Raw genomic sequence first — 24,534 nt, forward strand, 5'->3', positions numbered from 1 at the left:
CCGTGGTTTTTGGCTCTCACCGCAGCTGCCATATAAACAACTCCTGCGATTAATTCAGCTTTTTTTAGCTGTGTCATTGCTTGATAACGGCGCTCGAATTCAGGACGAGTTAATCTATCGCCATTTTCGAGAGGGGGAATAATATTAGAGGAAACTGTGTTAGTCGATAGCATAATTTTTGGCTCATCAAGAAACTACTATCAAGGCTTAAGTTTTCTTACCAGACTCAGTTAATTTATCGATTAGGTTAAGCTGTGTATCGAGAGCATCGAAGATATCCTATACTTATTTTACAGCGTTTCTGATCAAGATGAAGTATAACCTAATTTGGTATCGACCACCGACTCCCCACAAGGAAAACTTTGTACCTCATCATTAAGATAAATGCTAAATCCTTGAGTTCCTTATTTACCTTAAACCTTGCACCATGTTTGCTTTAGTTTCACTAGATAAAATCGAGCTACCGGCGGGGTCCTTAGTGAGATTACCTGCCACTTGGCTAGATTATCAAACTTTGTCTCGGCAAAGGGGTGACAATTCTCGGCCTAAAATCAAATATCACAATGGAGAAGTCTTGCTTATGTCTCCACTTCCCAAGCATGGACGTGATGCCCATTTAATTGCTAATATTATCATCACCTTATTGGATTATCTGGGGCGTGAGTACGAGGCTTTTACTCCCGTAACCATGGAATTACCAGAAACAAGTGGTATTGAACCAGATTATAGTTTTTATATTGACCATTGGCCGGCTATAGCAGGGAAAGCCAGAATTGACTGGGTAAATGATCCTCCTCCCGATTTAGTATTAGAAATTGATGTCACCAGTTACTCGAATGTGGATGACTATCTGCCTTATCAAGTGCCTGAAATTTGGTTGTATCGTCAGAAAAATCTCTATATTTATTGGCTAGATAATCAAGAGTATATCCCTCGCCATCAAAGTCAATATTTTCCTAACTTTAACCTACAAAATCTAGTTTCTTTCTGTGGAGAAATTGCCGACAATCGCAATAGTAGTATGGCAATTCGTCAACTAAAACAACATCTCGAAGATTTTTATAAGTAGGGAGGCACAATTATTTGTAGGATGGGTTAGCGGTAGCGTAACATGAGCGGGCGTTGGGTTTCATGCTTCAACCCAACCTACGTTCATCTTATATTTAATTCCACCCACCTACTTAGTATTTAAACTAATTTTTCCCGCTTACAGCGTCTTTCATGGCAACAAAGTAAATCCCGAACCAAATTAAGCTGATTAGGGAAAAGTTACTTACTGTCAAGTTTCCCACTCCTGTCTCCTCTATTTAACCATGAATAATTTTAAAATACTGATCATCGGTTACGGTAATACTTTAAGAAATGATGACGGAGTGGGAGTGAGAATAGCCGAAATTATTGCCGAGGAGAATTGGACTAATGTGCAAGTCATCGCTACCCATCAATTGACTCCTGAATTAGCAGCCGATATAGCTGATGCTTCTCTAGTTATTTTTGTTGATGCGGTATTATCTAATCAAACTGATATTCAGATAGAAAAATTAGCAGCAGTTACCGAATGGAATAATTTAGGTCATGCAGAAAGTCCCGCTTCTTTATTAGCATTAACTCAAGCAATTTATCAACAAACTCCCAGGGCCTTGGGAATATTTATTCCTGCTATTAATTGTGAATTTGGTGAAGAATTATCAACAATAACTCAAAAGGGCTTGACAAAAGCGATCGAAGCTATTAGGAAAATTATTACTTCTGAGGATTTGACTGAATACCAAAAGCAGGACTTTGATAATCTTCCGGCAGATAATTTTCAGGAATAGTGCTGTGATTGCCATCCCGGAGAGCCTTGTAGTGAGGAGACATAATTTCGATACCGACTTCGTTACATTTATCCTGAATATTTTGATGTAATTCAGAATAAATATACACCATTTTGCTAGGATGGTCGGTGTAGGCATTTAGCTGATAGCTGACATAAAAATCATCGAGACTGGTTTGCAAGACAAAAGGAGCAGGTTCTGAGACAATAAATTTGGTTGCTAAGGCTGCTTCTTTCAGGGTTGTGTGGACCTTACGCCAAGGTAAATCATAACCGAGAGTGACTGTGGTTTGCAAAATTAAAGGCTGTTTGAATTCCCTTTGAGAGACACTAAAGTTAATCACATTGGTGTTTAACAGCGATGAATTAGGAATCGTGATAATTCTATTAGCTGGTGTGCGAATGCGGGTGACTAATAATCCTTTTTCAATCACGTCTCCAATAACATCGCCAATAGAAATTTTATCTCCTAGTTGAAAAGAGCGAGTATAGATGAGGATAATTCCTCCCACCACGTTAGCGATAGCAGAGGTAGAACCCAAGGAAAATAGCACCCCTAAAAATACCGACACCCCCTGAAAAGCAGGAGAATTAAATCCGGGTAGATAGGGAAAAGCGATGACTATAGCTAAGGCAATTATCAGCAGTGACAGTAAATTATAGGTTGGGTTTGCCCAATCGGGATAGAAACCATGAATTACTAAAGTTCCTCTTGACAATGCCGTGAAAAATGGTTTAATTGCTCTCAACAGATAGTGAGTTATAAAAATAATTAGCAGTATAATAAAAATATTGGGTAAATATTTTGCTATCTCTTGGGAAAAAACTTCCAAAGCACGGAAAAAGTATTGCAAAAAACCATCACCAAATTTTCTAGTCCAGGGAAAAAGCCGAAGGACAAAAGTTAAATAAAAATAGAGAATAGTTAAAATAATTAGAGTTCGGATAAATTGCAAAACTCTTAGGGAAAAAATTCCTATTGTCTGGGAACTAATAATCTCAAAATTTTGGAATACGACCCCAGGAACTAGGGAGGTGATTAATCTCTGAATCTGGGGAAAAACCCGCAAAGATATAAAAATCATCGTCCAGAAAATTAAGACCGTGGACAGGGTAGCACTTACTGTCAAAACTGCATCTTTTAAGAGGTTATCCGGTTGACGTTCTTGACGATAACGGACAATGGCCGCTTTAATCTTTGCTAAAGCTCGTTCGGCCAATACTTCTTGACTTACCGCGTGTAATTTGGCATCTTTAGAAGTAATAGTAGCAATAACCGTATCTCCCAAAATAATCGAAGGGTTTTTGTCTTCAGGATCGATTTTTATGGTTAAATCTTCAGGAGAAAGGGCATCGTCATCGGCAATTTTTTCAATTCTGGCTGTAATCGATTTCGCTCTTTCTTGCGCTGAAAAAGAACCTATTCCTTGCCGAATAGTAAAAAGTTCTTGATTATCAAGCATGACGGGAAAAACTTCTCCCAAAGTTTCCAGGGGTGTTTCCTGTCCTTGTTTAGCAGGATTATTCTGGGCCGCTATCATGAAGATGGGGGATAAAGTCAGTAACAAAACTAAACAAAACAGCCCTAAGTAACGCCAGATTTTTTTCATCTTCTAAGCCACAATTTCACAGGAGCGATCGAGTTTAATACCTCTTTTTTTCATCGTAGCATGGAATAGTTCTGTGGATAACACCTGTTCCACGGGATAAATCCCGGCTTTTTGGAGTTTTGCCGCTAAGATTAATTCTGCCACGCTGCCAGTTCCCCAACCCGCTGCTTGAGCAGTATTCTCGTGAAGCATAGTTGCTTGATAAACTGCTTTTTGCTGCCCTTGCCATCCGGCCACTTTTGCTAACATTGCTACCCCAATTCCCGAAAATTTATCGGTTACTTCTGTCATGCGATAACTAACTTGGGAAAAAAACTCGATTCCTCGATAACTTTCTACCCAAGCATCGGGAAAAATATGGGCAGTAATCCAAGTTAAATGATTATAAAAATCGGGAATAGAACCAAATTTTGTGATCACATTTTGCACTTGAAAAGATTCAGCAAAAGTATAGGTTTCTGGCATATCAAACCAATAAACACCAGTTTTACCTAAAGGAGCGGGAAAGTCAATTACTTCTCTAGCAGTATAGGGTTTAATCTCTTGCCATTGTCCCTCAATCCAGGCTAAAAAAGGCTTTTTTAAGCCGAGAAAAGTTGTCCGCATTACGGTTAATCCCGCACCTCCTGAACCGGCTACGGCATAATTTAAACGGATCGTTTCTACCCTATCTAACTGTTCGACTCCCTCTCGCACTATACTATTAGAAATACCGGGAAAAATTCCCGTATTAACCACGGCAGTTATTCCCGCTTTTATTGCCAATTCTCGATAGGGGATTAACTTTTGATAAAAAGAACGATGATCACTAACATCAATATAATTGACTTTTTCTTCGATGCAAATTTTTACTACCCTGCCATCGCGATAGTGAAAGGGACCAGCACAATGAATGACTAAATCACTATTTTTAATTGCCTGTCTAAGCTTGTCTATTTCTTCTAAATCTAAAGCCAAAAACTGCATTCTTGGCAGTAATTTAATGGCTTTTTCCTTGCGTCCGGTGATAATAATTTTAGCTGCAGTATGATTAATAATATCTAGGGCGACACTTTGACCAATGCGACCAGTGCCACCTAAAATTAAAACAGTTTTTTCCATGGCAACTATCAATAATGTTTGCCCTAGTATAGCATTCTCTTGGCAAGTTTGCCTATTTTTCAAGATGAAAAATTTAGAATAATCTCAACTTATTTACTGCGTCCTAGGGGCAAGAAAATGGTTAAAATCTCACCTTCTTCGGGTTTTTGACGCACAATAAATTTACCTCCCAAAGCTTGAAAAAGGTTTTTAGTCACCTTCATATTCAGACTTAAGCTACCAGTTTCTGGTTGAAACATTAAGACTTTTCCTAAAGCTTTGAGGGTAGGATTAGGCGATTTTACCTGAGTTTGGAACTGCATTTTTAATTGATTTCCTGCCATTGATATATCTACTTGCAACAGACCACCACTAGCCATACTGCGAGTACATTTTTCCACGACTCCATTTAACATTTGATCCAATAAATTCGGGTCGCTAATTACCGAAGGCAATTTTTTCGGTACATTAACTTCTAAATTGACATTGCGCCGTTTAGCCTGTTTTTGCCACCGGGGAATACTATCTTGAAAGACCTTTTCTAGAGCAATTGGAATTAATTGAATTGGTTTATCTCCCAGAGGATTAATACCCAATTCTGCGGCTCGGAAAATTAATTCCATGCGCTGAATTTGTTCACCACATTCTAAATCAATTGTTTCCAAATATTTCTGGACATCTTCCGTTATTTTTGCCCGTTTTAGTAATAATCGGGTAATGGTGCGAATGGTGGTTAAAGGGGTGCGAATTTCGTGGGTTAAAGCGCGCAATAATTCCAAATCACAACCCGATTCTAAATGAGAATTATCTTCCTCTGGGGGAGTGATTTCGGCATTGATAGGCGATTTCGTTTTTTTCAGGTCTAAATTAGGCTGGTTGGCTAAATTTTGCAGTAATTGGCGACTAAATTGGCTAACTAGACGATAATCCGGCGAGGGACTGCCATTAGCTTCGATAATTGCTTCTAAAGTCCCGATTTGCGGATAACGCAGATTAACTAATCGTTGCCGCAACTGCTGCCAAGCTTGCTGAGTGAGGACGGGATCAAAGGAAAATTGAAAAGAGGACAAACCCCACTCATCTTCGCCTAAAACCAGCAAAAGAGAGAAACTTTCGCTAAAAACCAGACAAAATCTTTCATTAGCAATCGGATCCGTTGGCAAGAGCGGCAATTCATGGATCTCCGTCGGGGAAATATCGGCGGCGGATTTTTCCTGAGAAGGCAATTGCAAACCCGGCCATTGTAAATGTTTTAAAGCTTTAACGGTAAAAACACCGAATTCAAAACCCGTTAAAGCCTTACTTTCTCTGACTAAAGCTGTCGGACCGGAGAGAATTAAACCCCGACCGGCGGCAGCATTATTTTGGTTTTGTAATAAGATATTTTCTAAAGCGGCGATCGCTGCGAACCATTCACTTTCCGCTTTCAGTTGCGCTCGCTTGAGCCATTCCGATAAATTAGGATAAAAAGCATTGGGGGTGAAAGTTTCCCGTTCCTGATGGTCAGTCGGCGGGAAAATATCGCTTAATTTCGGTAAAGACCCCTCTAACATCGTCTTCATCACTGACTAGATACAAATTCCTTACCTAGAATATTACCCCCGTTAATGCTCATCCCATAACGGTAAAACCGAACTCTATTGGCAGTGATATCCGCTTGACATCTCCCTGCGTTAAAACAACAGGGATTCTTTGTGGTGAATAGAAGCGGGTTGAAACTGCGCTTCTATTCGATTACGATATATTTTAGAAAGCCTATCTAACTTATATCGCTGTGGCACTGTCAAAGATGCCCTACCCACCTTATCTAGAGAAACCCCTAGCTGTGTGGCTACTTTTTTGATAATATTGGCTGCACCATTGCAATCAGCATTGATTAACTGACGATTAAAAGCTTTAAACAAACCTCTTTGAATTCTTTTACCTGATGACTGCCACCCTTCGGGTTTTTCACCGAATTTAGGTAGCAAATCATTATCTAAAAAAGAAGCCTTTGAGGTGTAGCTTTCCTCAGTCTCGATCAAATTAATCCCGTACTGTTCACACAATTGCTTAATACGTCCTTTCAGCTTGGCAGTGGGAACTTGAACAAATTCCTGATTAACTTTTTTCCCTAACTCAATAGAATCTTTTTGTCGTTGATTCCATCCAAAGACGATAGTAGAAATGTCATTGTTAAGACACCAATTAATAACAAACCTGGCGGCTTTATTAACGTTATCTCTCATTTGACGATGACGCTTTTCGGTTAAAATAGCCAATTCCTGATCCCAATACCCTTGTGGCTTACCAGTCTTAATTTGAGCAATTCGCTTGTTATACCATTGGTTTTGTGATTTAACTTTTCTCCCGTCAATAACAAAAGACTTGCCCGTATTAGAAACACAGGTTAACCAATTATTTAGCCCGTGGTCTATTCCTAGAACCTTATTATTAGGCTTGACTTTCTCTTGAGCGGGTTGCTCGTAAACGCACTCAAGATAAAAACTAAGATTTCTAGGAACAAGTCGAAACTCTTTGATGTCCTCAAATCTTAAATTAGAAGGCATTGGCAGATAAAAACTATCAATCCCAAACCAAGCTTTTACCTGCTCTCCCAAGGAAAACTTTAAGCCTTTTTCGGATTGCTTTACATACCGTGATGGATAGCTTACTACCGCCATTCCTCCTTTTTTTCGATATTTAGGCGGTTTAGGCTTGTTAGGTAACTGCCCTTTATTCCCAAGACTTAAAAGCCCTTTATAGGAAGAAAAAGATTCCGCTACATCATGAAGTAATTGTTGAGCGCAACATGACCGCAGATCTCGAAAATGTGGATGATTTTTCATTTGAGAATCCAGGTGGTATTTCTTGACGTATCGCCCCGCCTTAAAAAGCATCTGCCGGCAATAATAAAGACCACAGTTAGCCAGCTTGTTAGCTTCTTCGCAAATAAACTCTAAGATAGCCCTTATCTCGCTGTCTGCATGAATGAGAACTTGTTGAACTCCGTACATTTTGACTTACCTCCTGTATGGAGGATAAGTTGAAAATACACTAATTGTCAAGAGTACAATGGAAGATTATAGAAGAAATCCTCATTCGGTAACACTGCTTAACTATCACTTTGTCTGGTGTCCAAAACGAAGAAAGACAGTATTAAAGGGAGACATTAAGTTGAGAGCGCCGTCAATTATTTTTGACCTGTGCCAAGAAAATAACTGGAGATTAATCGCCTTAGAAATCAGGCCAGATCCTATCCATCTATTCCTAGAGTCTGATCCTAGCTATTCTCCTTCAACAATAATTAAAAGAATTAAAGGGAGACTATCTCATCACTGAAGAAAAGAGTTCCCAGAATTGTTAAAGTTACCCCCTCTGTGGACTCCTAGTTATTTCTGCTCAACTGCTGGTAACGCCTCTACGGAAACTATTAAAAAATACATCGAGAATCAAACTAATAAATGATACAGGGGGATAAATCCCCTTGTTCGCTCGACTACCATCCGTTTTAACGGATGGCTAACCCTCGCTCACGATTTTTAGGTTTTGAGAGCAGTTATCTTAATGGTGAGGTACAAATAGGTTACACTTCATCTGGATGAGAAAGGCTGTCAATCGGCTTAATGATTGGTAATATAGCTTAGTCCAGTTGATTACCTATGCTGGTTGTGGGTTTAGTAGCTTAATTCAACCTCGATAAGTCTGATATTTAATTACATCTCCCCACTTATGTGTTTTTTTGTTACATTTAAGTATTTTTTGCTTATCTATAGTTATCATAGAGCAAGTTAAATTGTTCCCCAATTATTTCCCTAACCAACCAATCTTTGATCCCAAACCCTTTTGCCTTGACATTACGTCAATGAGAGGAACCATCGGCTCTTGGTTTGCCTGTTTAAGTGTTGCTTTCAAGCTAGGTAAACAGTTGAGTAGCGGTAACTGTTCAGCAATAGTTGGGTTCGGTTATTGACTATATTTTGCCGTGGGCAAATTCTGAGAATCAATCAGAACTAAGTACGCTTGAGAACGTGGAGTTATTCCCTGTCTCTGCTGCCTTTTGTCTGTCTTCCGAACCTGTCGCTGCTGCGGATTTGAGGTTCATTTATCCTTTGTCTGAGAGAGAGTAAAAAATATGCTGCACATTCATATTCTTCAGGATACGTTTTTCAAGTCTTCCACAGCTTTTTCTGAAACCCTTAATAGTGATCAGAAGTTCTTGATTCAAGCGGGAACTAAATTACCAATTAAATCCTATTTTCGCCAAAATAATCATTATTCTGTCAAGTTAGCCGAAGAACAAGGTTCAGTGGGAAAAGCGGGATTTTTCTTTGATGATCATGTACAAGTAGAAGAAATACGAGGAGTTTGGATCACCAATGTTGACAGTGATATTCTCAAGTCTAAAGATAACTTAAAAGCTGGGTTGGAAAAACTTAAAAATTTAGGTTTTAATACTCTTTATCTAGTAGTTTGGAATAAAGGCTATGTGTTTTTTGAATCACAAATTGCTGATAATATCTTCACTGCTAATGAAGAAAAAATCCAAAAAGTCAACCTTGAAAAAGAGTTAGTCGGTAGAGATATACTAGCAGAAATCATTGAGATTAACCAGACAGAAAAGTATAACTTTCGGATTATTGCTTGGTTTGAATATGGTTTAATGGTTCCTCTGGCTGCTCCCTTAGTTGCTCAAAAACCAGATTGGTTTATGCTTACTCATCAACAGGAAAATACAGTTGATGGTGATGGGAATTGCCGCTTAAATCCTGCTCATCCTGAAGTTAAAGATTTTTGGATTAGTATCATTCGTGAAGTGGTAAGAAACTATGAAATTGATGGTATTCAATTAGATGATCACTTCGCTATTCATCACGCAAAACTCTTGCCTAATGGTACTAAAAATTTTGATTTTAGTATGGGGTTTGACTCCTTTACCATCAAACTTTTTCAAGAGGAAACTGGTTCAGTTAGTCCCTTAAGCAATCCCCAATTAGCGAAATTTAAAGATTGGCGTAAGGAGAAGTTAACTCAATTAGTGCGATTGATTTTTAAAACCATTAAAGCCGAAAAAGATGATTGTATTCTCTCCATTTCTCCCAATCCTTTAGGATTTTCGATCGATCATGCTTTAGCTGATTGGCAAGCATGGGAAAAAGAGGGATTAATCGAAGAACTGGCCTTACAAGTTTATCGTCCAAATGTGCCTAGTTTTGAAGGCGAAATCGATAAATTAGAGGTAAAAGCAGCGCGAGAACATATTCCCACCGTCATCGGTATTCTCACTGGTTTAAAACCCAGCGATAGACGGGTAAATTTCCAATTAATTCAAGCACAAACTCAGGAGACTCGTGAGCGAGATTTTGCTGGTTTTGCCTATTTTTTCTATAGCAGTTTATTAGACCATATTCCCACCACAGAAACTCTGGATGACAGGGAGAATAAATTGGCTCAAATTCTGGCTACCGATCAATTTGTCTAATTTATTTATTCATTAAGGAGCTAAGTTATGAGTCAACGGTCTCTTTCAAAAACTGAAAAGTTGGCTGAATGATCCTTGAAATGCAGTTTTATCAGCCTTGGCTATTGCCACAGGAACTAAGCTATTTCATGGCTTGCCCGCTTTAGTCTCTGATACGCTAAAAGCTGCAAGGAGTCAAGTTAATAGTTAAGAAAAATAATTGATTGTATGGCTGTTCTAAATTAAGCTTTAGAATAGCATTTTTGCTGCCGAACTTTCTATAAAAATTGCCATAAAACAATAGTAAATTTTTGTAAAAATATAATTTTTATTAGTTTAATTGAGGTAGAGTATATCCAGAGGAATTGATCAATAAATAAACATTGAAGAAACTGGAGGTATACAGATGAAATTTGGGATTGATATGGGTCATAATTGCCCACCTCATGACATTGGCGCATCGGGAGTTAGACAGGAAGATGTTGTTATTAAAGAGGTGGGTACTCGCCTAATTGCTAAATTAGCGGCAGCGGGTCATTCAGTAATTAACTGCACCCCGACCAGTGCCGTTAGTCTTAATGATTCTTTGCGAAAAAGAGCCAATAAAGCCAATAGTAATAACGTTGATATTTTTGTTTCTATTCACTTTAATGCCTTTAACAAAAAGGCAGTGGGAGCGGAGGTTTATGGTATTAGTCAAACTTCTCAAGCGATCGCTAAATCAGTTTTGACGGAAATTGTCAAGCTAGGATTTAAAAATAGAGGAGTAAAAAATACCCGTTTTTCTGTGTTGGTAAATACTTCAATGCCGGCAATTTTAATTGAATGTTGCTTTGTGGATTCCCAAGCAGACATGGCTCTTTTTGATGCAGAAAAGATGGCAGAAGCGATTAAAGTTGGTTTAATTGGGGATGCTGATGACAACTCTACACCAGAACCAGCTACCCTAAGAATTACTCAAAAAACTGTTCTTAAACCCTCCACAGAGCAATCCTCTGAACTAGAGGCAAGTACCTTAGTTGAGATTGAACCGGGAGATTATGCCGTGTTGGATGTGCGCTTGGAAGAAAGACATTTTTTTGTGAAATGGCCTGATAAAAGTTTTGGCAATCGGGACGAACATTTTGTGTTTGAAGAGTTTGCGAAAATAGTGCAATAGACGGAAATTTTGGTCTATTCTTACCCAATCAAAAATGATTTATTCTTGGTCGCTAACAGGAGATGGTAATGGCCTTACTAGATGACTTAGTTCAACAATATGCTAGAACTGACTTAGCTACTATTTTTCAAGAAGTTGACAACACTTCTCAAAGATCGGTTAATCTCACAGACATTCCTCCCGATCATTTTAGTCATTTAAAAGAAGTTTCTCTCGCTCAATGGCTATTAGAGTCCGCCAGAGCCACCAGTAAACTAGCCGAGGAACAGAAAAACTTCGCTGGTTTAAAATGGCGCAAGGAAATGACTCCCTTTGCTACTCCTAAATCGATTAAAGTACCTTCTGAATCGGAAGCGATGGACTTTTGCTTATTCACGGATATTGACAAATTTCTGCGAGGTTATTGGAAATTTTTAACCCGTGAACCCTATAAAGGATTAGAAGAAAATACTCAAACTCCTGAAAACTTTATCGGTTTTATTCAAAGTAAAGGCTTTGCTGCCGATATAAGTTATATCAGCAAAGTGTTAAAACTTGTTCCCGAAGCGAGGACTTTACTAGCAAAAACCAACGGAATTGTTATTCCACCACCCCCCAATACCTTACAAGTAACCAGTTTTCCGAAGGAAGTGGAAGTGGGACAAAGTTTTCAGATTGAAGGAACCGCCGCTGCTGCCGACAAAGGCAAAAAATTGACCGTTTTAGTTGATAATAAATTCCCCCTAGATGATATTGAAATACAAGAAGGAGGAGAATGGGAAGCCGAATTTGTCTTCTTACAAGCAGGCGATCGCATTGTTAAAATAGCCATTGATAATCAAAGTGTAGAAATCGAAATCAAGGCTTCTCTACCCGAGGAAACCGGTGCAATTACCCTGAATTTAACGGGAAGTGTTGGATTAGGAGGAATCAACCGAACAGCCGATAAGATTGCGGTTAAACAGCGATTACATTCCCTCGGCTATACTTTTGTCGGTGATCCTAATAGTGCAGCTTTGAATACGGGTTTCATTCTTGCTATTCAATTATTTCAATCGATTATTGCAGGGAGAGAAACTCTAGGCGGAGATGGACGAATAGATGTGGGAAATACCACTCAGAAATGGTTAGAAGCGGCCAATGCACCTCGTTGGCAAACCATGCCCGATAGTAATCCTTCTATTAGCTTAATTAATCATGAGAAAAATCAAACCAATGATGATCATGATTTTGGAACAAGTTGGTTAGCAGATGCCATCTTAGAAATTGCTGCTGACTATCATAATACATTCCGAGTTTCTAATCCCAGTAAGGCCGCTTTTTCTATTAATGATGTTAGTAAACCCACAGGGGGAGACACCCCGCAACACGCAGGCCATGAGACGGGTTTAATGTGTGATGTAAGGCTTCCGCGCACGGATGGACAACATGGCGGAATCACTTGGGAAAGTGACAATTTTGACCGAACCGCAGCCCGCGCTCTGATTAAAGCCATGAGACGGCAAAAACTGGTTAGTCAAGTGTTTTTTAATGACACAACCCTGATGGGTGAAACTTTTTTGGGACAAAAACTATGCAATTTTGCCACTGGTCATGATGACCACATTCACTTTGCTATTCGCCCTCCCGTGAGAGCTTAGTTTAATTCATGGACTAACCAGATAATTGAATAATTGAGAGGTAAAAATTATGGGAATTGTACCGACACCATGGATGCCTAACTGTTCGATGAAAAGAATCATTATTCACTGGACGGCAGGGGGACATAAAGCCTCTAGCATCGATAAATCTCATTATCATATTTTAATCGAGGATGATGGTCAGTTAGTGCGAGGAACTCACTCAATTAAAGATAATGTTTCCACCGCAGATAATGTTTATGCGGCTCATACAGCAATGTTTAATACGGGTTCAATCGGAGTTAGCGTCTGTTGTATGAGTGGTGCGGTGGAAAAACCATTTAAAGCGGGTAGTTTTCCCATGACACAAACCCAATGGGAAACCATGGCGCAGGTAGTAGCAGAACTCTGTGATTTTTATGATATTGAAGTAACAGCTAAAACCGTTTTAGGTCATGGAGAAGTAGAACGTGAGTTTCCTAATAAACCCCAACGCGGAAAATGGGATCCGATGGTTTTACCTTGGGATACATCCTTAAGTAAAAGACAGGTAGGAGAGCAATTTAGAACGCTAGTCAAAATCAAATTAACGGGCGTTTCTGGTTTAGTGGAAACTCCAGCTAGTATCACAGCAGTTGTTCAAGGAAAAGCCTTCCGAGAAGCGCAGATATTTAATGAAAAAAGTATCGTCAAGATTCGTCCTTTGCTAGATACTTTTAATTGGCAAATTATTACTGCAAATGATCAAGAAGTGATGGAATTAAAGTTTGCCGATGGGGAAGATGCAAAATCCTTAGGATTTTTGTTGATTGAACACAGCAATAAACTGATGGATATCTCCGAGAGAACTAGCCAAGTAGAAATTATCAAAAAAATTGAACAATTCGGCTTTGTGAAAGTAGTAGATTTGGCGCAAGCATTAAATCTTTCTGTAACTTGGGATGGCACAACTCGGACAGTAACAATTGAGTAAAGATCGATAAGATAACTTCAGGAGATGATTTTATGCAAACCTACACGATTAAATCGGGAGATACCCTCAGAGGAATTGCTTTAAAATTTTATGGTGATGCTTCAAAATTTGTGGTAATTCAAGAAGCCAACGATATTGCCAATCCTAATCAAATTTCCGTGGGACAAGTTTTAGAAATTCCCGATCTTGCCGATGACAATGACAATAATCCCCTAGAAGATTTTCATCGGGCTTTTCCTAATAGTGTACGCTGGCGATTGGTAGAAGATGGAGTAGAAATTGAGGGTAGCGGCATTGAGAGAACCAGTGGTCAACCAGTAACCGTCACCAAAATTTGGAATAATTTTTCTGATGAAATTAATCAATGGTCAAAACATTTTAATGTGCCGGCAGTAATTATTATTGCCACCATCGCCACCGAATCGAACGGAAAAGCAGACGCTATCCGCAAAGAACCGGGTTATGTATCTGATTCTATCACCCCTCATTTGATCAGTGTTGGCTTAATGCAAACATTAATTTCTACTGCCAGAGGCACATTACATGATTCAACCATCGATCGAGATGACTTAAAAAATGCCAGTATTTCTATTAAAGCAGGAACGTCATTTATTGCCGATCAACGCTTGAAAACTTTGTTAGATCCGCCCAAAGTTGCCTGTGCTTATAATGCTGGTTCTCTATTTGAAAACAGAAATTCCAATAATCGTTGGCGAATGCGTCAATTTCCCATTGGTACTTCCGCACACTGCGATCGCTTTATCAAGTTCTTTAACGATGCAGTCTTTGTTTTGAAAGGAACCACCACACCTGTTAGCGTCGGCTATCAACAATTTTATCTAGCTTGATTTCCTCGAATTTCTTGGGGTTATCGTCATCAATTCAGCTTGCCGATCTCAAGCATCAATTTTAGTCAGTCATGTCCAGTTATCTAGTTAGAGGAAATTTGTCTTTCTATTTATTTCAAGATTTCAAGGAGTGGTAAAGCCGTGTTATTTAAGCTTTTTCAGCGATTCATGATCTTTGGATTTACTTTAGTAATAATCTTATTTTTTCAAGCAAAAATCCAAGCTCAAACCGTTTGTCAAATAGTACCGACTTCTCAAATTTCTTCTATCGATCAGGCTAAATGTTTATTACGTCAACCCAAGATTTTTGGGAATGTGGGTCCAACTTTAACCAGTTTACCTGTTCCGTTCGATCAACTATTAACTAGACCCACCATCGATATCAGTAAAGAGCAATTAAGACGATATCTACAAGCTCAAGGAATTAACGAAGCAGACATTGGCGGTTCATTAGATAAACCCGTTTCACGAACTAATAATAATAATTCTAGTGCAGAATTGGCTCGTTATTTTATTATTCATGATACCAGTACCCCTAATTTTGGAAATGCCAACTTTCCTAACAATATTAATCAATCTAGTTGGGAATTTAATAATTTTAATAAATATGGTAGTGGCGAAAAATCCCCTGCTCATATCATTATTAATCGAGTAGGAGAGTCCGTCACTCGTAAGGATTTTAATATCCCTTGGCGTTCTACAAAACGAGAATCGGATCAATTTTGTGGGGTGAATAAATGTAAGGGTTTATTTTTGGCAGTTGAATTAGTTCAACCCCGAAAATGTCAACCTAACTCTGGTCAAACACAGTGTTCTCCACCGACAAAAAATGATGCTAAATCGCCCGATCCCGGGTTTACCAAAGCACAATTAGATCGCCTAGCAGTTGTTTATATTGCGGCCAGTGTACGGCGCGGAAAATGGTTAATTCCCGCTTTTCATGTTGTTCTTGATCAAATCGTACTGGGTGGACATGATGACCCTCAGAATTTTAACCTAGACCAGTGGTCAAACCAACTTAATGACATTTTAACTGAAATTCGTTCTTAGGAACTAATTATGAACAAATATTTGCAACACTTACTATTAATTATCGCAGGGATTTATCTAGTTATTATGAGCAGCTTTGTCTCTCCTGCATTTGCACAAGTTAGCTATACTTCCCCTTCTCAAAAGGATAAATTTGTTCCTGTTCTAATTGCCCTAACTGAATCTCAAATTATCTTTGATTTTCCTGAACCGACAGAAGGCGTTAAAGATAAAAAATTGACCCTATTTTCTACTTTCTACTTTGTTCATCAAGCTCAATCGAGTAGTGCGACCGATGCCATTGCCTTAAAAAATTCCAGTGGTACTTCTTTAGGCGTTAAACTGTCTAAAAAAGACTGGTGTACTGCCGCTTTAGAAGGCACTGTACAAGTTAAAACGGATAGCAATACCCTTAAAACCTTTAACTTTGCCACAACCGGAACAACCGCTCAAACCAATTGTAAACCCTTTTTTCCGAGCTTAAAAGAGGCCATTATCCGAGCCATGAATCGCTCTTTATTTGCCCCAGCTAAAGGATTTTTTGGAGATGGTTCAGGAGGCTTTATCTTAGTTCCTTATCGTACCATTGCCGTTGATAAAACCGTGATCCCTTTAGGAACAGTTATTTATATTCCTGATGCAAGAGGAAAAGAAGTCATTTTGCCTTCGGGAAAAAAAGTGAAGCATGATGGTTATTTCTTTGCGGCGGATGTGGGGAGTGCAATTAAAGGAAATAAGATTGATACTTTTTTGGGAATTACTAATAAAAATCCCTTCTCCCATGTTAAGAGTGATCCTAGCAAAACCTTCACTGCCTTTGTGATTACTGATACCCGGATTAAAAGTGCTTTAAATACACTGCACAAATCCTAATCGTTCAATCGTTCTTTATTTTCTCAAGGAGACTTTATATCATGGCTGACAAAACCCTAAAAGCTTTAGTGAATACCGTCATTAAGGCTTTACCTCAAGATAGCAGTACCTTAACAGATTCCCAAAAATTTCCCTTAGCAAAAGGGGATACCCTAGCCATCAAACAATATCGATCCGCTCCTAATAATCACTGGGAAATTCAATTAGAAACGCCTCGTGATGGCATGACTACTTGGTTTGCTTTTATTTCTCATGTCGAAATTTTTGTCGATCAAAATTTTAAGCAAAACTTAGTTAATATTGCTACTCAAGAATGGGAATTTTTTAAAAAAGGGACAAGAAAAGAACGAGAAGATGGGTTTTGGCAACGCATTGTTACCTATTGGAAAGAAGCTCTAAATCGTAACGATATTGACACTCGTTTTGATGTGGGTAACGTACCTTGGTCAGCAGCATTTATTTCTTGGATCATGACAAAAGCAGGTGCGGCCGATAAATTTAAGCGAGATGCGAGTCATTCAGTTTATATTCGAGATAGTGTTAAAAAACGCAAAGATCAAGTCATTAATGCTCCTTTTGTGGCTTTTAAAATTGATGAAGTAACTCCAGAAATTGGTGATTTAGTTTGCGCTCCTCGTCAATCAGGAGTTACTTATGATACCACTGACAATTATATTTCTCATTGTGATTTGGTAGTAGCAAAAAGAACGAATGAAATTGATATTATTGGAGGAAATGTCAGCGATTCAGTTACCCAAAAGACCCTAAAACTTGATACCAATGGTAAAGTAAAGGACACTACTCGACCTTGGTTTGTTGTCATTAAGAATTTGCTTTAATACTTTTCCTATCCTTTCCTAATCTCTTTCAAGGACAAAACTATGGCAACTTTACAAGACATTGTTAACGATAACAAAACTCTGACCCGTTCCCAGCTAAAAGCGGATCAAGGGTTAGTAAGAGAAATTCAAACTAAACTAGCTAACTTAGGGTTATACCCCGGTGGACAATGGATTGATGGTGATTTAGGCACTGGAGATACTTTTACTTGGCGAGGACTCAAAGAATTTTGTCAAGCCTTGAATTTATCTGGACTTCCTTCTGACACAGTGGCAATTAATCCTAATATTGCTACTAATTTACTTGATACAAAACAGCTACCTTTTATCTTAGATCAAGCCAAAGATACTAAATTTATACTTAACAAATTAACCACCATCCAAGATAATTCAATCGCACCGGTCAATATTGGGGTAACTCAGTCATTCGTCGCTAGAACACTGCGGAATTCGCCTTTTGCGATGGAAGTAGATGACTATCCTGAACACTTAAAACAGAAACCAGACGGGACTAATTTAGTTTCTTACGGAACTAATTTTACTCTCGTAGGATCAGGGAAAACTATTACTTTTAGCGATTATCCTCAACGGGGAAATTTGCCCAATATTGACACAACCGGCTTAAATTTTCTGGCCAGTAACATCTCTCATGCCTGTGTGTGTGTGGGAAGTTTTGGCGATGGCAGCAGTCCCATCAAAACCCATTGGTTAGGGAAAGATGCCTTTAATCCAGAACAATTACTCAGTGCCACTAAATTCATTGGAGTTCTTAACGCAATTGAACAAATTAATGGGAAATTCCCTACAGTTGATGTTGATAATTGTGTGATTGAACCAGCTAATTCTCCCAAACCTAAATTTTTTGATCTGGTGGTTGATATGGTTTCCTATAGAAAAGATGCTGATGGTTCTCTGGGACGCTCGAATCAAATTGGAGCCTTATTTAAACGTTTTACTAAACGATCAGATTTGGAAGCTTGGCTAAAAGCTCAAACGGGAAATACCAGTTGTAAATTTACTGGGGGATATTTTAATCCTTCTCTGATTAAAGATCCAATTATCAAAGATTTAAGTAGCAGTGCCACCGTCTTAAGATCACCAGCAGATAATACCACGGGAACCAATGATGTATCGACTTATGATTTAGTGCGTTTAATTACGATGTTAGGATGGCATCTGCATTTAACTACTAATACTCGTTTTACCGGTAGTCAATGGAATAGTTTAGAAACCGTTGTTCGTGCTATGGGAACCGATGCAGCACGATATATTGATGTCGCTTTAGAAACTTTAGGTGTGATAAATATGATTAGTCAACCTGTGGTAATTTCTAAAGTTGGCTTCGGACCTAGTTCCTTTGCTTATGTAGCTTTCGTCAAATTTGTTGATAATCGTGTGCAACCAGCTAAACTGAGAACTTTCTCCTTAGCTCTTCGTACTCCCAACGGTTCCGACAGGGAAAGAGATACCAATTTAGCCGCCGCTGTTACTGAAATAGTTCGACGTATTTTAACTGAAGAATTGGCTTAATTTGCTTTGGTCATAACTAAAAACAAAAACTTGTAAAATCAATAGTGAGGTCTTAAAAATGAACCTAGGAACCCTTCTCGAAATTATTGTTGCTCTAATTTTTATCTACTTAGCTTCCAGCCTTATTATCTCCGAATTACAGGAACAATTGGCCGCCTTATTAGAATTTCGGGCTAGAAATTTAAAAAAAGCTCTGGAAATATTCTTGGGGAAAAATACGGTGGAATCTTTGTACAATAATGACTCGTTATTATCAAGTTTCAATCAATACACTAATCCTAGAACTGGAAACTCAGCTGGTCCTTCCTATGTTGAACCAAAAGTTTTGGCAGAATCTCTAATTAGTCTAGTTAATAGTCAACTTTCAGATAATGAAAAATTATTGAAAGCGGATTTTTTAGGAAAAAATCTTGTTGGAGAAAAAACAGGAATTTTTAAGAAATTAGCTAGTCTTTCCAATTTCTCAAAAATAGACAAATTAGCGATCAACAGATTGATAGAAATAGGTGATAGTACCAAACTCAAACATGACAATCCAACTCTGGAGAATTTTATTGATGAAATAGCCAACACTTTTACTCAAATTATGGAGCGAACATCGGGGGTATATAAAAGAAATGCCAAGGGGGTATCTTTCGCTTTTGGTTTTTTAGCGGCTGCCTTGCTCAATATTGATAGTTTTTATGTTATTGAGCAACTATCCAAAAATTCCAATTTAAGACAGGGAATTAATCAGGTAGCGACAGAAGTTTTTCAAACTAATAAATCTTGTTTTAAAGATGCTCAAGCTGATCCCACCAAAGTAGCTAAATGTACAGAAAAATTACAAGTTAGTGTCAAGGATTTAGAAAAAATTAATCAACCTTTGCCAATTGGTTGGGATGAAAAAGGATGGTTTAATGGTGAACAAATAAAAGAACAAAATGGCTTGTTACAAGCTATCTTTGGCTGGCTAATGACAGGAGTAGCCGTGGCGATGGGCGCACCTTTTTGGTTTGATATTTTAGGGAAGTTTATCAATGTGCGTAATACTGGCAAACCCATATTACCTAATACTCAGAAATAAATAACTATGTTTGTCACCTTAAAGATTTTCAATCAATCCTCAAACCAGTCCTTTCTGAGATTATTTCTAGTCATTTCTTGTCTTTTTCTCCTCTATCGCCTATAATTTTCTTAGTCCTCACTTTTCCAGTTAACAAGGAGAATACAATCATGCAACCTCTCAACTTTTCTATTATCCAAGAAATCAAACATCAGGGAATTTGTGATGCTTCTGCAGCCACTGCTTTAGGAGAAAATAAATTTGTTGTTGGTAATGATGAGGCGGATCCAGAATTAGGTAATATTCTCTGGATTTATTCCTCTCAAGAGTCGGGAAAAGCCCTGGAAACAATTGACATTAATAGTTGGCTAAAAGACAATCCTAAAAATAAAGAAATCGACTTGGAGGGGGTAGCTGTACTAAATGACATAATCTATTGGATTACTTCCCATGGTCGCAATAAAAATGCTGAACGAAAACTCCCTCGTCATCAATTTTTTGCTAGTAAAATTACCGATGACGGCTCTAGTATAGTTCAAGTGGGTGAGTCTTATACTCAGTTAGTCTTGCGCGATATTATCGAAGACTCTGACTTGGCTAAAATATTTGATTTCAAAACAGCAGAAACCAAAGCTCCTAAAGCTAAAGGTGGATTAAATATTGAAGGTTTAACGGCAACTCCAGACGGAAATATCTTAATCGGTTTTCGTAATCCTATCCCAAACGATAAAGCTCTTTTATTAACTCTAAAAAATCCTCAAAGTTTAGTTATTAATTCCACCAATGCTCGGGCTGAATTTGGTGATCCTATCTTGTTATATTTGGGAGGATTAGGAATTCGTAGCATTGAATTTTGGCCAGCTTTAGAAGTATATTTAATTATTGCTGGAGAATTTCATGGAGGCGATCAGTTTGTTTTCTATACTTGGTCAGGAAAAAAAGAAGATGCACCAGAAAAGATAGAATCACTGCAATTCCCTGACGGTTTTCGTCCAGAAGCTTTGTTGTTTTATCCCCATTTCCCAGATCGCTTTCAGATTTTAAGCGATGACGGTACAATCGAGCGAGTTGGTAATACTCCCTGTAAAGATATTATCGATAAAAATAATCCCGAAAAATATTTCCGCAGTATTTGGGTAAAAGTTAATTAATACCAATTCTCACCCATAAAAACTACAGATTGAATTATCGAATTTAAGTTCCCATTTCCCCTTTTTCCCATTTTAAGGGAGACGAAGGCAGGGGGATCGAACTCTTGTAGCTGGATTTTGGAGAATTGATATAATTAGACATCCCTCTTAGTGGAACCTCAACAAAACCTAGAACAAAAATAGCTTTAAACCCATATAGGGATAAGCTTTAAGCTCAAAAAACCGCCGATCACGTCTTCTCAATGGTTTTTTATCCTAGAAGCTCTATTAACCTTTTTCTCTTATCCAGAGGACTTCTGGGTTCGCAAAGGGACAAAAAAGTGTGGAGAATTCTCCCATAATCGCTACAATTTTTCTAGAGGCTAAGTATTGCCCTCATTTAAGTTCTTTTGTACTCATTGAAAACCATGAAAATTCTTCACGGTACTTGGATTCCCCAATCAACGGATGAATTTATTCAGAAGGGTAGCTTTTATCTTTGGGGAGAAACTAGCACCCCGAAAAAGAGTCGCACCACTGCTGATAATTATCATCCTTTTCAGTTAAGCAAAGAAGAATTAACTAGCTTTCTCACCGGAGAGTTAGGAATAGTTCAATCGAATTATAATCCTCTTAGTCGGCAATTTGTCCCCCGCTACTTTCTTTTACCTAGCCACGACAATCAACCTTTACCCTCCTTAGAATTACTGCGTTATCTAGAAAAAGAACCCCCAGAAAATAGCCAATGGCAATCTTGGCAAATTGATTGTTATCCCCTTAGTCCTGTACTTAAACTGCTCAATGATCTGCACTTTATCTGTCTTTACAACTCCTCAGAGATTCAGTTAGGTGCAGATCTACTTTTTTGGTATCACTACAGTCAAGCTTTTAAAGAAATAATTCTCAAAGATAACTATATTCCTGCTTTTAAATATCGAGAATTAGCCACAAATAACAAGAAACCCGCTAACTTTGCCATCTACCCTCTTTGGGAAATTATATCAGCAACCTACGAAACCAATCTCGATCGCTATCTCGAATATCTTCCCCGCATTTGTCTTGCTGGTGCTGAAAATCCCCATGCTTCACCACAATTATACGATCCCAAAACCCTACTCCGGCACTTCTCCGAATGTCTCCTCAATGAAATTGTCACTAATACGGCAATTCCTGCCAGTTTTGATAAAAAAATTGGCGAGACAATTATAGGTGACTGCCTCTCTGTGACTAAAGCTGCTGGATTTCTGCAAACTGCCGCTGCCTTAGAAAAATATCAACAGTGGCAAACTTGGAGACAGCAATTACTAGGAGACCAAAATATATCTAGTTTTAGCCTTGGTTTTAAACTAACGGAAGCACCAGAAGATAATATTGAACAGTGGCAAATTACCTTTATCCTCATCTCTAAACAAGACCCCTCCCTGCGATTAGAATTAGACGAATATTGGTATGCAGTCCCCGAAACTAGAACAAGCATACGAGCGCATTTTGGTCAAGATTTAGACAAAAATATTTTACTAAGTTTGGGTTATGCTGCCCGTATTTATCCCCCTATTTGGCAAGGATTAGAAACGGATAAACCGACGGGATTTTCTCTCAATCTTACAGAAGCTTTTACTTTCTTGAAAGAAACTGCTTGGATTTTAGAAGATGCGGGATATAAAGTGATTATTCCCGCTTGGTGGACTCCCCAAGGTCGTCAGCGCGCCAAAGTTCGGCTAAAAACTACTTCTAAATCGGGCAAATCTACCCCCGTTAGTAAAGGGATTTTTAGCCTCGAAAACATCATTGAATATCAATATGAACTAGCCATCGGTGAAGAAACTATTAGTCAAGAGGAATGGCAACAATTAATTAACACCAAAACACCCCTAGTTAAATTTCGAGGTCAATGGGTAGAATTAGAACAAAATAAAATGCAGCAAATGCTGGATTTTTGGCAGAAATATCAGCAGGAAAATCCTGAGATGAATCTGATTGAATTAATGAAAAAAGCTGCCGAATCCCCAGAGGAAATTATTGTTGAAACCGATGATTTTTTGGGTTCTATGCTAGAGAAATTACAAAATCCTAGTCAACTAGAACCGATCGAAAATCCTCCCCAATTACAAGGAACGCTGCGGGAGTACCAAAAGCGCGGGGTTGCTTGGATTCAATACCTGGAACAATTGGGTTTAAATGGTTGTCTTGCTGACGATATGGGATTAGGAAAAACTCTACAGGTAATTGCTAGATTGGTTGGGGAAAGAGAGGGAGATAATAATGTTTTACCAACTCTGCTAGTCGCACCCACTTCTGTGGTGGGAAATTGGGCAAAAGAAATTGAAAAATTTGCCCCCCATCTTCAGGTTTTAATTCATCATGGTAGTAAGCGCTATCAAGATGAGAGCGAATTTCAGACAGTAGCTAGTCAAAAGGATATCGTCATTACTTCTTTTACCCTAGTTCGCAAGGATTTGAAATTATTTAACTCGCAATCTTGGCAACGTTTGGTAATTGATGAAGCACAAAATATCAAAAATCCTAAAGCGGCACAAACTAAAGCAATCTTGAGTTTATCTGCACAACATCGTCTCGCATTAACGGGAACTCCTGTGGAAAATAGACTGCTTGATTTATGGTCAATTTTTAACTTCCTTAACCCCGGTTATTTAGGCAAAGAAACTCAATTTCGTAAAGCGTTTGAAGTGCCAATCCAAAAACAAAATGATCGTCTCCAGTCCACGGTTCTCAAAAAATTAGTGGAACCTTTTATTCTGCGTCGGGTAAAAACCGATAAGCAGATAATTAAAGATTTGCCTGACAAAGTGGAAAACAAACAGTATTGTAATTTAACTAAAGAACAAGCTTCTCTCTATGAAGTTGTCATTAAAGAAGTGGAAAAACAATTAGAAGAAGCGGAGGGAATAAAACGCAAAGGATTAATTTTATCTACCCTGATGCGCTTGAAACAAATTTGTAATCACCCGCGTCAATTTTTACAGGATAACAGCGCTTTTACTCCTGAGCGATCGCATAAGTTAGAGCGTTTGGGAGAAATGCTAGAAGAAGTAATTTTAGAGGGAGATAGTTTGCTAATTTTCACTCAATTTACTGAAATCGGGGACTCCTTACAAAAGTACCTGAAACAAACTTTTCGCTATAATACTTATTATCTTCACGGGGGGACTTCTCAACCAAAACGAGAACAAATGATCGAAGAATTTCAACATCCCGAAACAGAACCTTCCGTATTTATTTTATCCTTAAAAGCTGGGGGGGTGGGGATTACTTTAACCAAAGCAAATCATGTTTTTCATTTTGATCGTTGGTGGAATCCTGCGGTAGAAAATCAAGCAACCGATCGCGCTTTTAGAATTGGTCAACAAAAAAATGTTTTCGTGCATAAATTTGTCACTTTGGGAACCTTAGAGGAAAGAATTGATGAAATGATCGAGGAAAAGAAAAAGGTAGCTAATGCTATTGTTAGTAATGATGAATCCTGGTTAACGGAATTAGATAACGAAAGTTTTCGTCAGTTAATCGCATTGAATAAACAGACAATTATTTAATCGAGGTAAACCC

At 38.4% G+C, this 24,534-nt stretch carries 18 protein-coding genes and 2 pseudogenes; 15 read left to right on the top strand and 5 right to left on the bottom strand.

The window, feature by feature from the left end; translation table 11 throughout:
• Nucleotides 1–173 (bottom strand): annotated as a pseudogene (locus IM322_RS17230) (Uma2 family endonuclease); the annotation flags it as partial.
• Between the two features lie 254 nt (nucleotides 174–427).
• Here IM322_RS17230 and IM322_RS17235 point away from each other — a divergent pair.
• Both IM322_RS17235 and IM322_RS17240 read left to right on the top strand, forming a co-directional pair.
• Nucleotides 428–1,069, top strand: a complete 642-nt coding sequence (locus tag IM322_RS17235; RefSeq protein WP_287672184.1) for a Uma2 family endonuclease — start codon at nucleotides 428–430, stop codon at nucleotides 1,067–1,069.
• 244 nt (nucleotides 1,070–1,313) lie between these two features.
• Nucleotides 1,314–1,817, top strand: coding sequence for a hydrogenase maturation protease (locus IM322_RS17240; RefSeq protein ID WP_287672185.1), 504 nt, complete (start codon nucleotides 1,314–1,316; stop codon nucleotides 1,815–1,817).
• Here the strand turns inward: IM322_RS17240 and IM322_RS17245 are convergent.
• From IM322_RS17245 to IM322_RS17260, 4 genes are all read right to left on the bottom strand, one after another.
• Nucleotides 1,744–3,426 (bottom strand): mechanosensitive ion channel family protein, encoded by a 1,683-nt coding sequence (locus IM322_RS17245; RefSeq protein ID WP_287672186.1) that lies wholly within the window; start codon nucleotides 3,424–3,426, stop codon nucleotides 1,744–1,746. The genes IM322_RS17240 and IM322_RS17245 overlap by 74 nt on opposite strands.
• Before the next feature lie 3 nt (nucleotides 3,427–3,429).
• Nucleotides 3,430–4,527 carry a saccharopine dehydrogenase family protein gene (locus tag IM322_RS17250; protein WP_287672187.1) on the bottom strand — a complete coding sequence of 366 codons (1,098 nt, stop codon included), beginning with the start codon at nucleotides 4,525–4,527 and terminating at the stop codon, nucleotides 3,430–3,432.
• A gap of 89 nt (nucleotides 4,528–4,616) precedes the next feature.
• Nucleotides 4,617–6,059: a sensor histidine kinase gene (locus tag IM322_RS17255; protein ID WP_287672189.1), complete on the bottom strand. Its 1,443-nt coding sequence runs from the start codon at nucleotides 6,057–6,059 to the stop codon at nucleotides 4,617–4,619.
• 120 nt (nucleotides 6,060–6,179) lie between these two features.
• The gene (locus IM322_RS17260) at nucleotides 6,180–7,502 is read right to left on the bottom strand and encodes an RNA-guided endonuclease InsQ/TnpB family protein (protein ID WP_287672191.1); all 1,323 of its coding nucleotides are present in this window, start codon (nucleotides 7,500–7,502) and stop codon (nucleotides 6,180–6,182) included.
• A 58-nt stretch (nucleotides 7,503–7,560) separates the two neighbouring features.
• On the opposite strand from IM322_RS17260, the pseudogene tnpA reads away from it, so the two are divergent.
• The 13 genes and pseudogenes from tnpA to IM322_RS17325 all read left to right on the top strand — a co-directional run bounded on the left by tnpA (nucleotide 7,561) and on the right by IM322_RS17325 (nucleotide 24,521).
• Nucleotides 7,561–7,953: pseudogene (gene tnpA, locus IM322_RS17265) on the top strand (IS200/IS605 family transposase).
• Nucleotides 7,954–8,620: 667 nt separating this feature from the next.
• The gene (locus IM322_RS17270) at nucleotides 8,621–9,967 is read left to right on the top strand and encodes a glycoside hydrolase family 10-like protein (protein ID WP_287672192.1); all 1,347 of its coding nucleotides are present in this window, start codon (nucleotides 8,621–8,623) and stop codon (nucleotides 9,965–9,967) included.
• A gap of 385 nt (nucleotides 9,968–10,352) precedes the next feature.
• Entirely contained in the window at nucleotides 10,353–11,105 is a 753-nt protein-coding gene (locus tag IM322_RS17275; RefSeq protein WP_287672193.1) for an N-acetylmuramoyl-L-alanine amidase, read from the top strand.
• Nucleotides 11,106–11,173: 68 nt separating this feature from the next.
• Nucleotides 11,174–12,724, top strand: a complete 1,551-nt coding sequence (locus IM322_RS17280) for a glucosaminidase domain-containing protein (protein ID WP_287672194.1) — start codon at nucleotides 11,174–11,176, stop codon at nucleotides 12,722–12,724.
• A gap of 49 nt (nucleotides 12,725–12,773) precedes the next feature.
• Complete coding sequence (locus IM322_RS17285; RefSeq protein ID WP_287672196.1) at nucleotides 12,774–13,676, top strand: N-acetylmuramoyl-L-alanine amidase; 903 nt, start codon at nucleotides 12,774–12,776, stop codon at nucleotides 13,674–13,676.
• Between the two features lie 32 nt (nucleotides 13,677–13,708).
• The gene (locus tag IM322_RS17290) at nucleotides 13,709–14,524 is read left to right on the top strand and encodes a LysM peptidoglycan-binding domain-containing protein (protein WP_287672198.1); all 816 of its coding nucleotides are present in this window, start codon (nucleotides 13,709–13,711) and stop codon (nucleotides 14,522–14,524) included.
• Between the two features lie 141 nt (nucleotides 14,525–14,665).
• Nucleotides 14,666–15,574, top strand: coding sequence for a hypothetical protein (locus IM322_RS17295; protein WP_287672199.1), 909 nt, complete (start codon nucleotides 14,666–14,668; stop codon nucleotides 15,572–15,574).
• A 9-nt stretch (nucleotides 15,575–15,583) separates the two neighbouring features.
• The gene (locus tag IM322_RS17300) at nucleotides 15,584–16,426 is read left to right on the top strand and encodes a 3D domain-containing protein (protein ID WP_002776150.1); all 843 of its coding nucleotides are present in this window, start codon (nucleotides 15,584–15,586) and stop codon (nucleotides 16,424–16,426) included.
• Between the two features lie 41 nt (nucleotides 16,427–16,467).
• On the top strand, nucleotides 16,468–17,265 hold the full coding sequence (locus tag IM322_RS17305) for a DUF2272 domain-containing protein (RefSeq protein ID WP_002750566.1): 798 nt from the start codon (nucleotides 16,468–16,470) through the stop codon (nucleotides 17,263–17,265).
• A 42-nt stretch (nucleotides 17,266–17,307) separates the two neighbouring features.
• Nucleotides 17,308–18,795 (top strand): hypothetical protein, encoded by a 1,488-nt coding sequence (locus IM322_RS17310; protein ID WP_287672201.1) that lies wholly within the window; start codon nucleotides 17,308–17,310, stop codon nucleotides 18,793–18,795.
• 148 nt (nucleotides 18,796–18,943) lie between these two features.
• On the top strand, nucleotides 18,944–19,861 hold the full coding sequence (locus IM322_RS17315; protein WP_287672202.1) for a hypothetical protein: 918 nt from the start codon (nucleotides 18,944–18,946) through the stop codon (nucleotides 19,859–19,861).
• A 149-nt stretch (nucleotides 19,862–20,010) separates the two neighbouring features.
• Nucleotides 20,011–20,991: a DUF3616 domain-containing protein gene (locus IM322_RS17320; RefSeq protein WP_287672203.1), complete on the top strand. Its 981-nt coding sequence runs from the start codon at nucleotides 20,011–20,013 to the stop codon at nucleotides 20,989–20,991.
• A 407-nt stretch (nucleotides 20,992–21,398) separates the two neighbouring features.
• On the top strand, nucleotides 21,399–24,521 hold the full coding sequence (locus IM322_RS17325) for a DEAD/DEAH box helicase (protein ID WP_287672204.1): 3,123 nt from the start codon (nucleotides 21,399–21,401) through the stop codon (nucleotides 24,519–24,521).
• The last annotated feature ends 13 nt before the right edge of the window (nucleotides 24,522–24,534 follow it).

Source organism: Microcystis sp. M109S1 (assembly GCF_020247025.1).
Lineage (GTDB): Bacteria > Cyanobacteriota > Cyanobacteriia > Cyanobacteriales > Microcystaceae > Microcystis.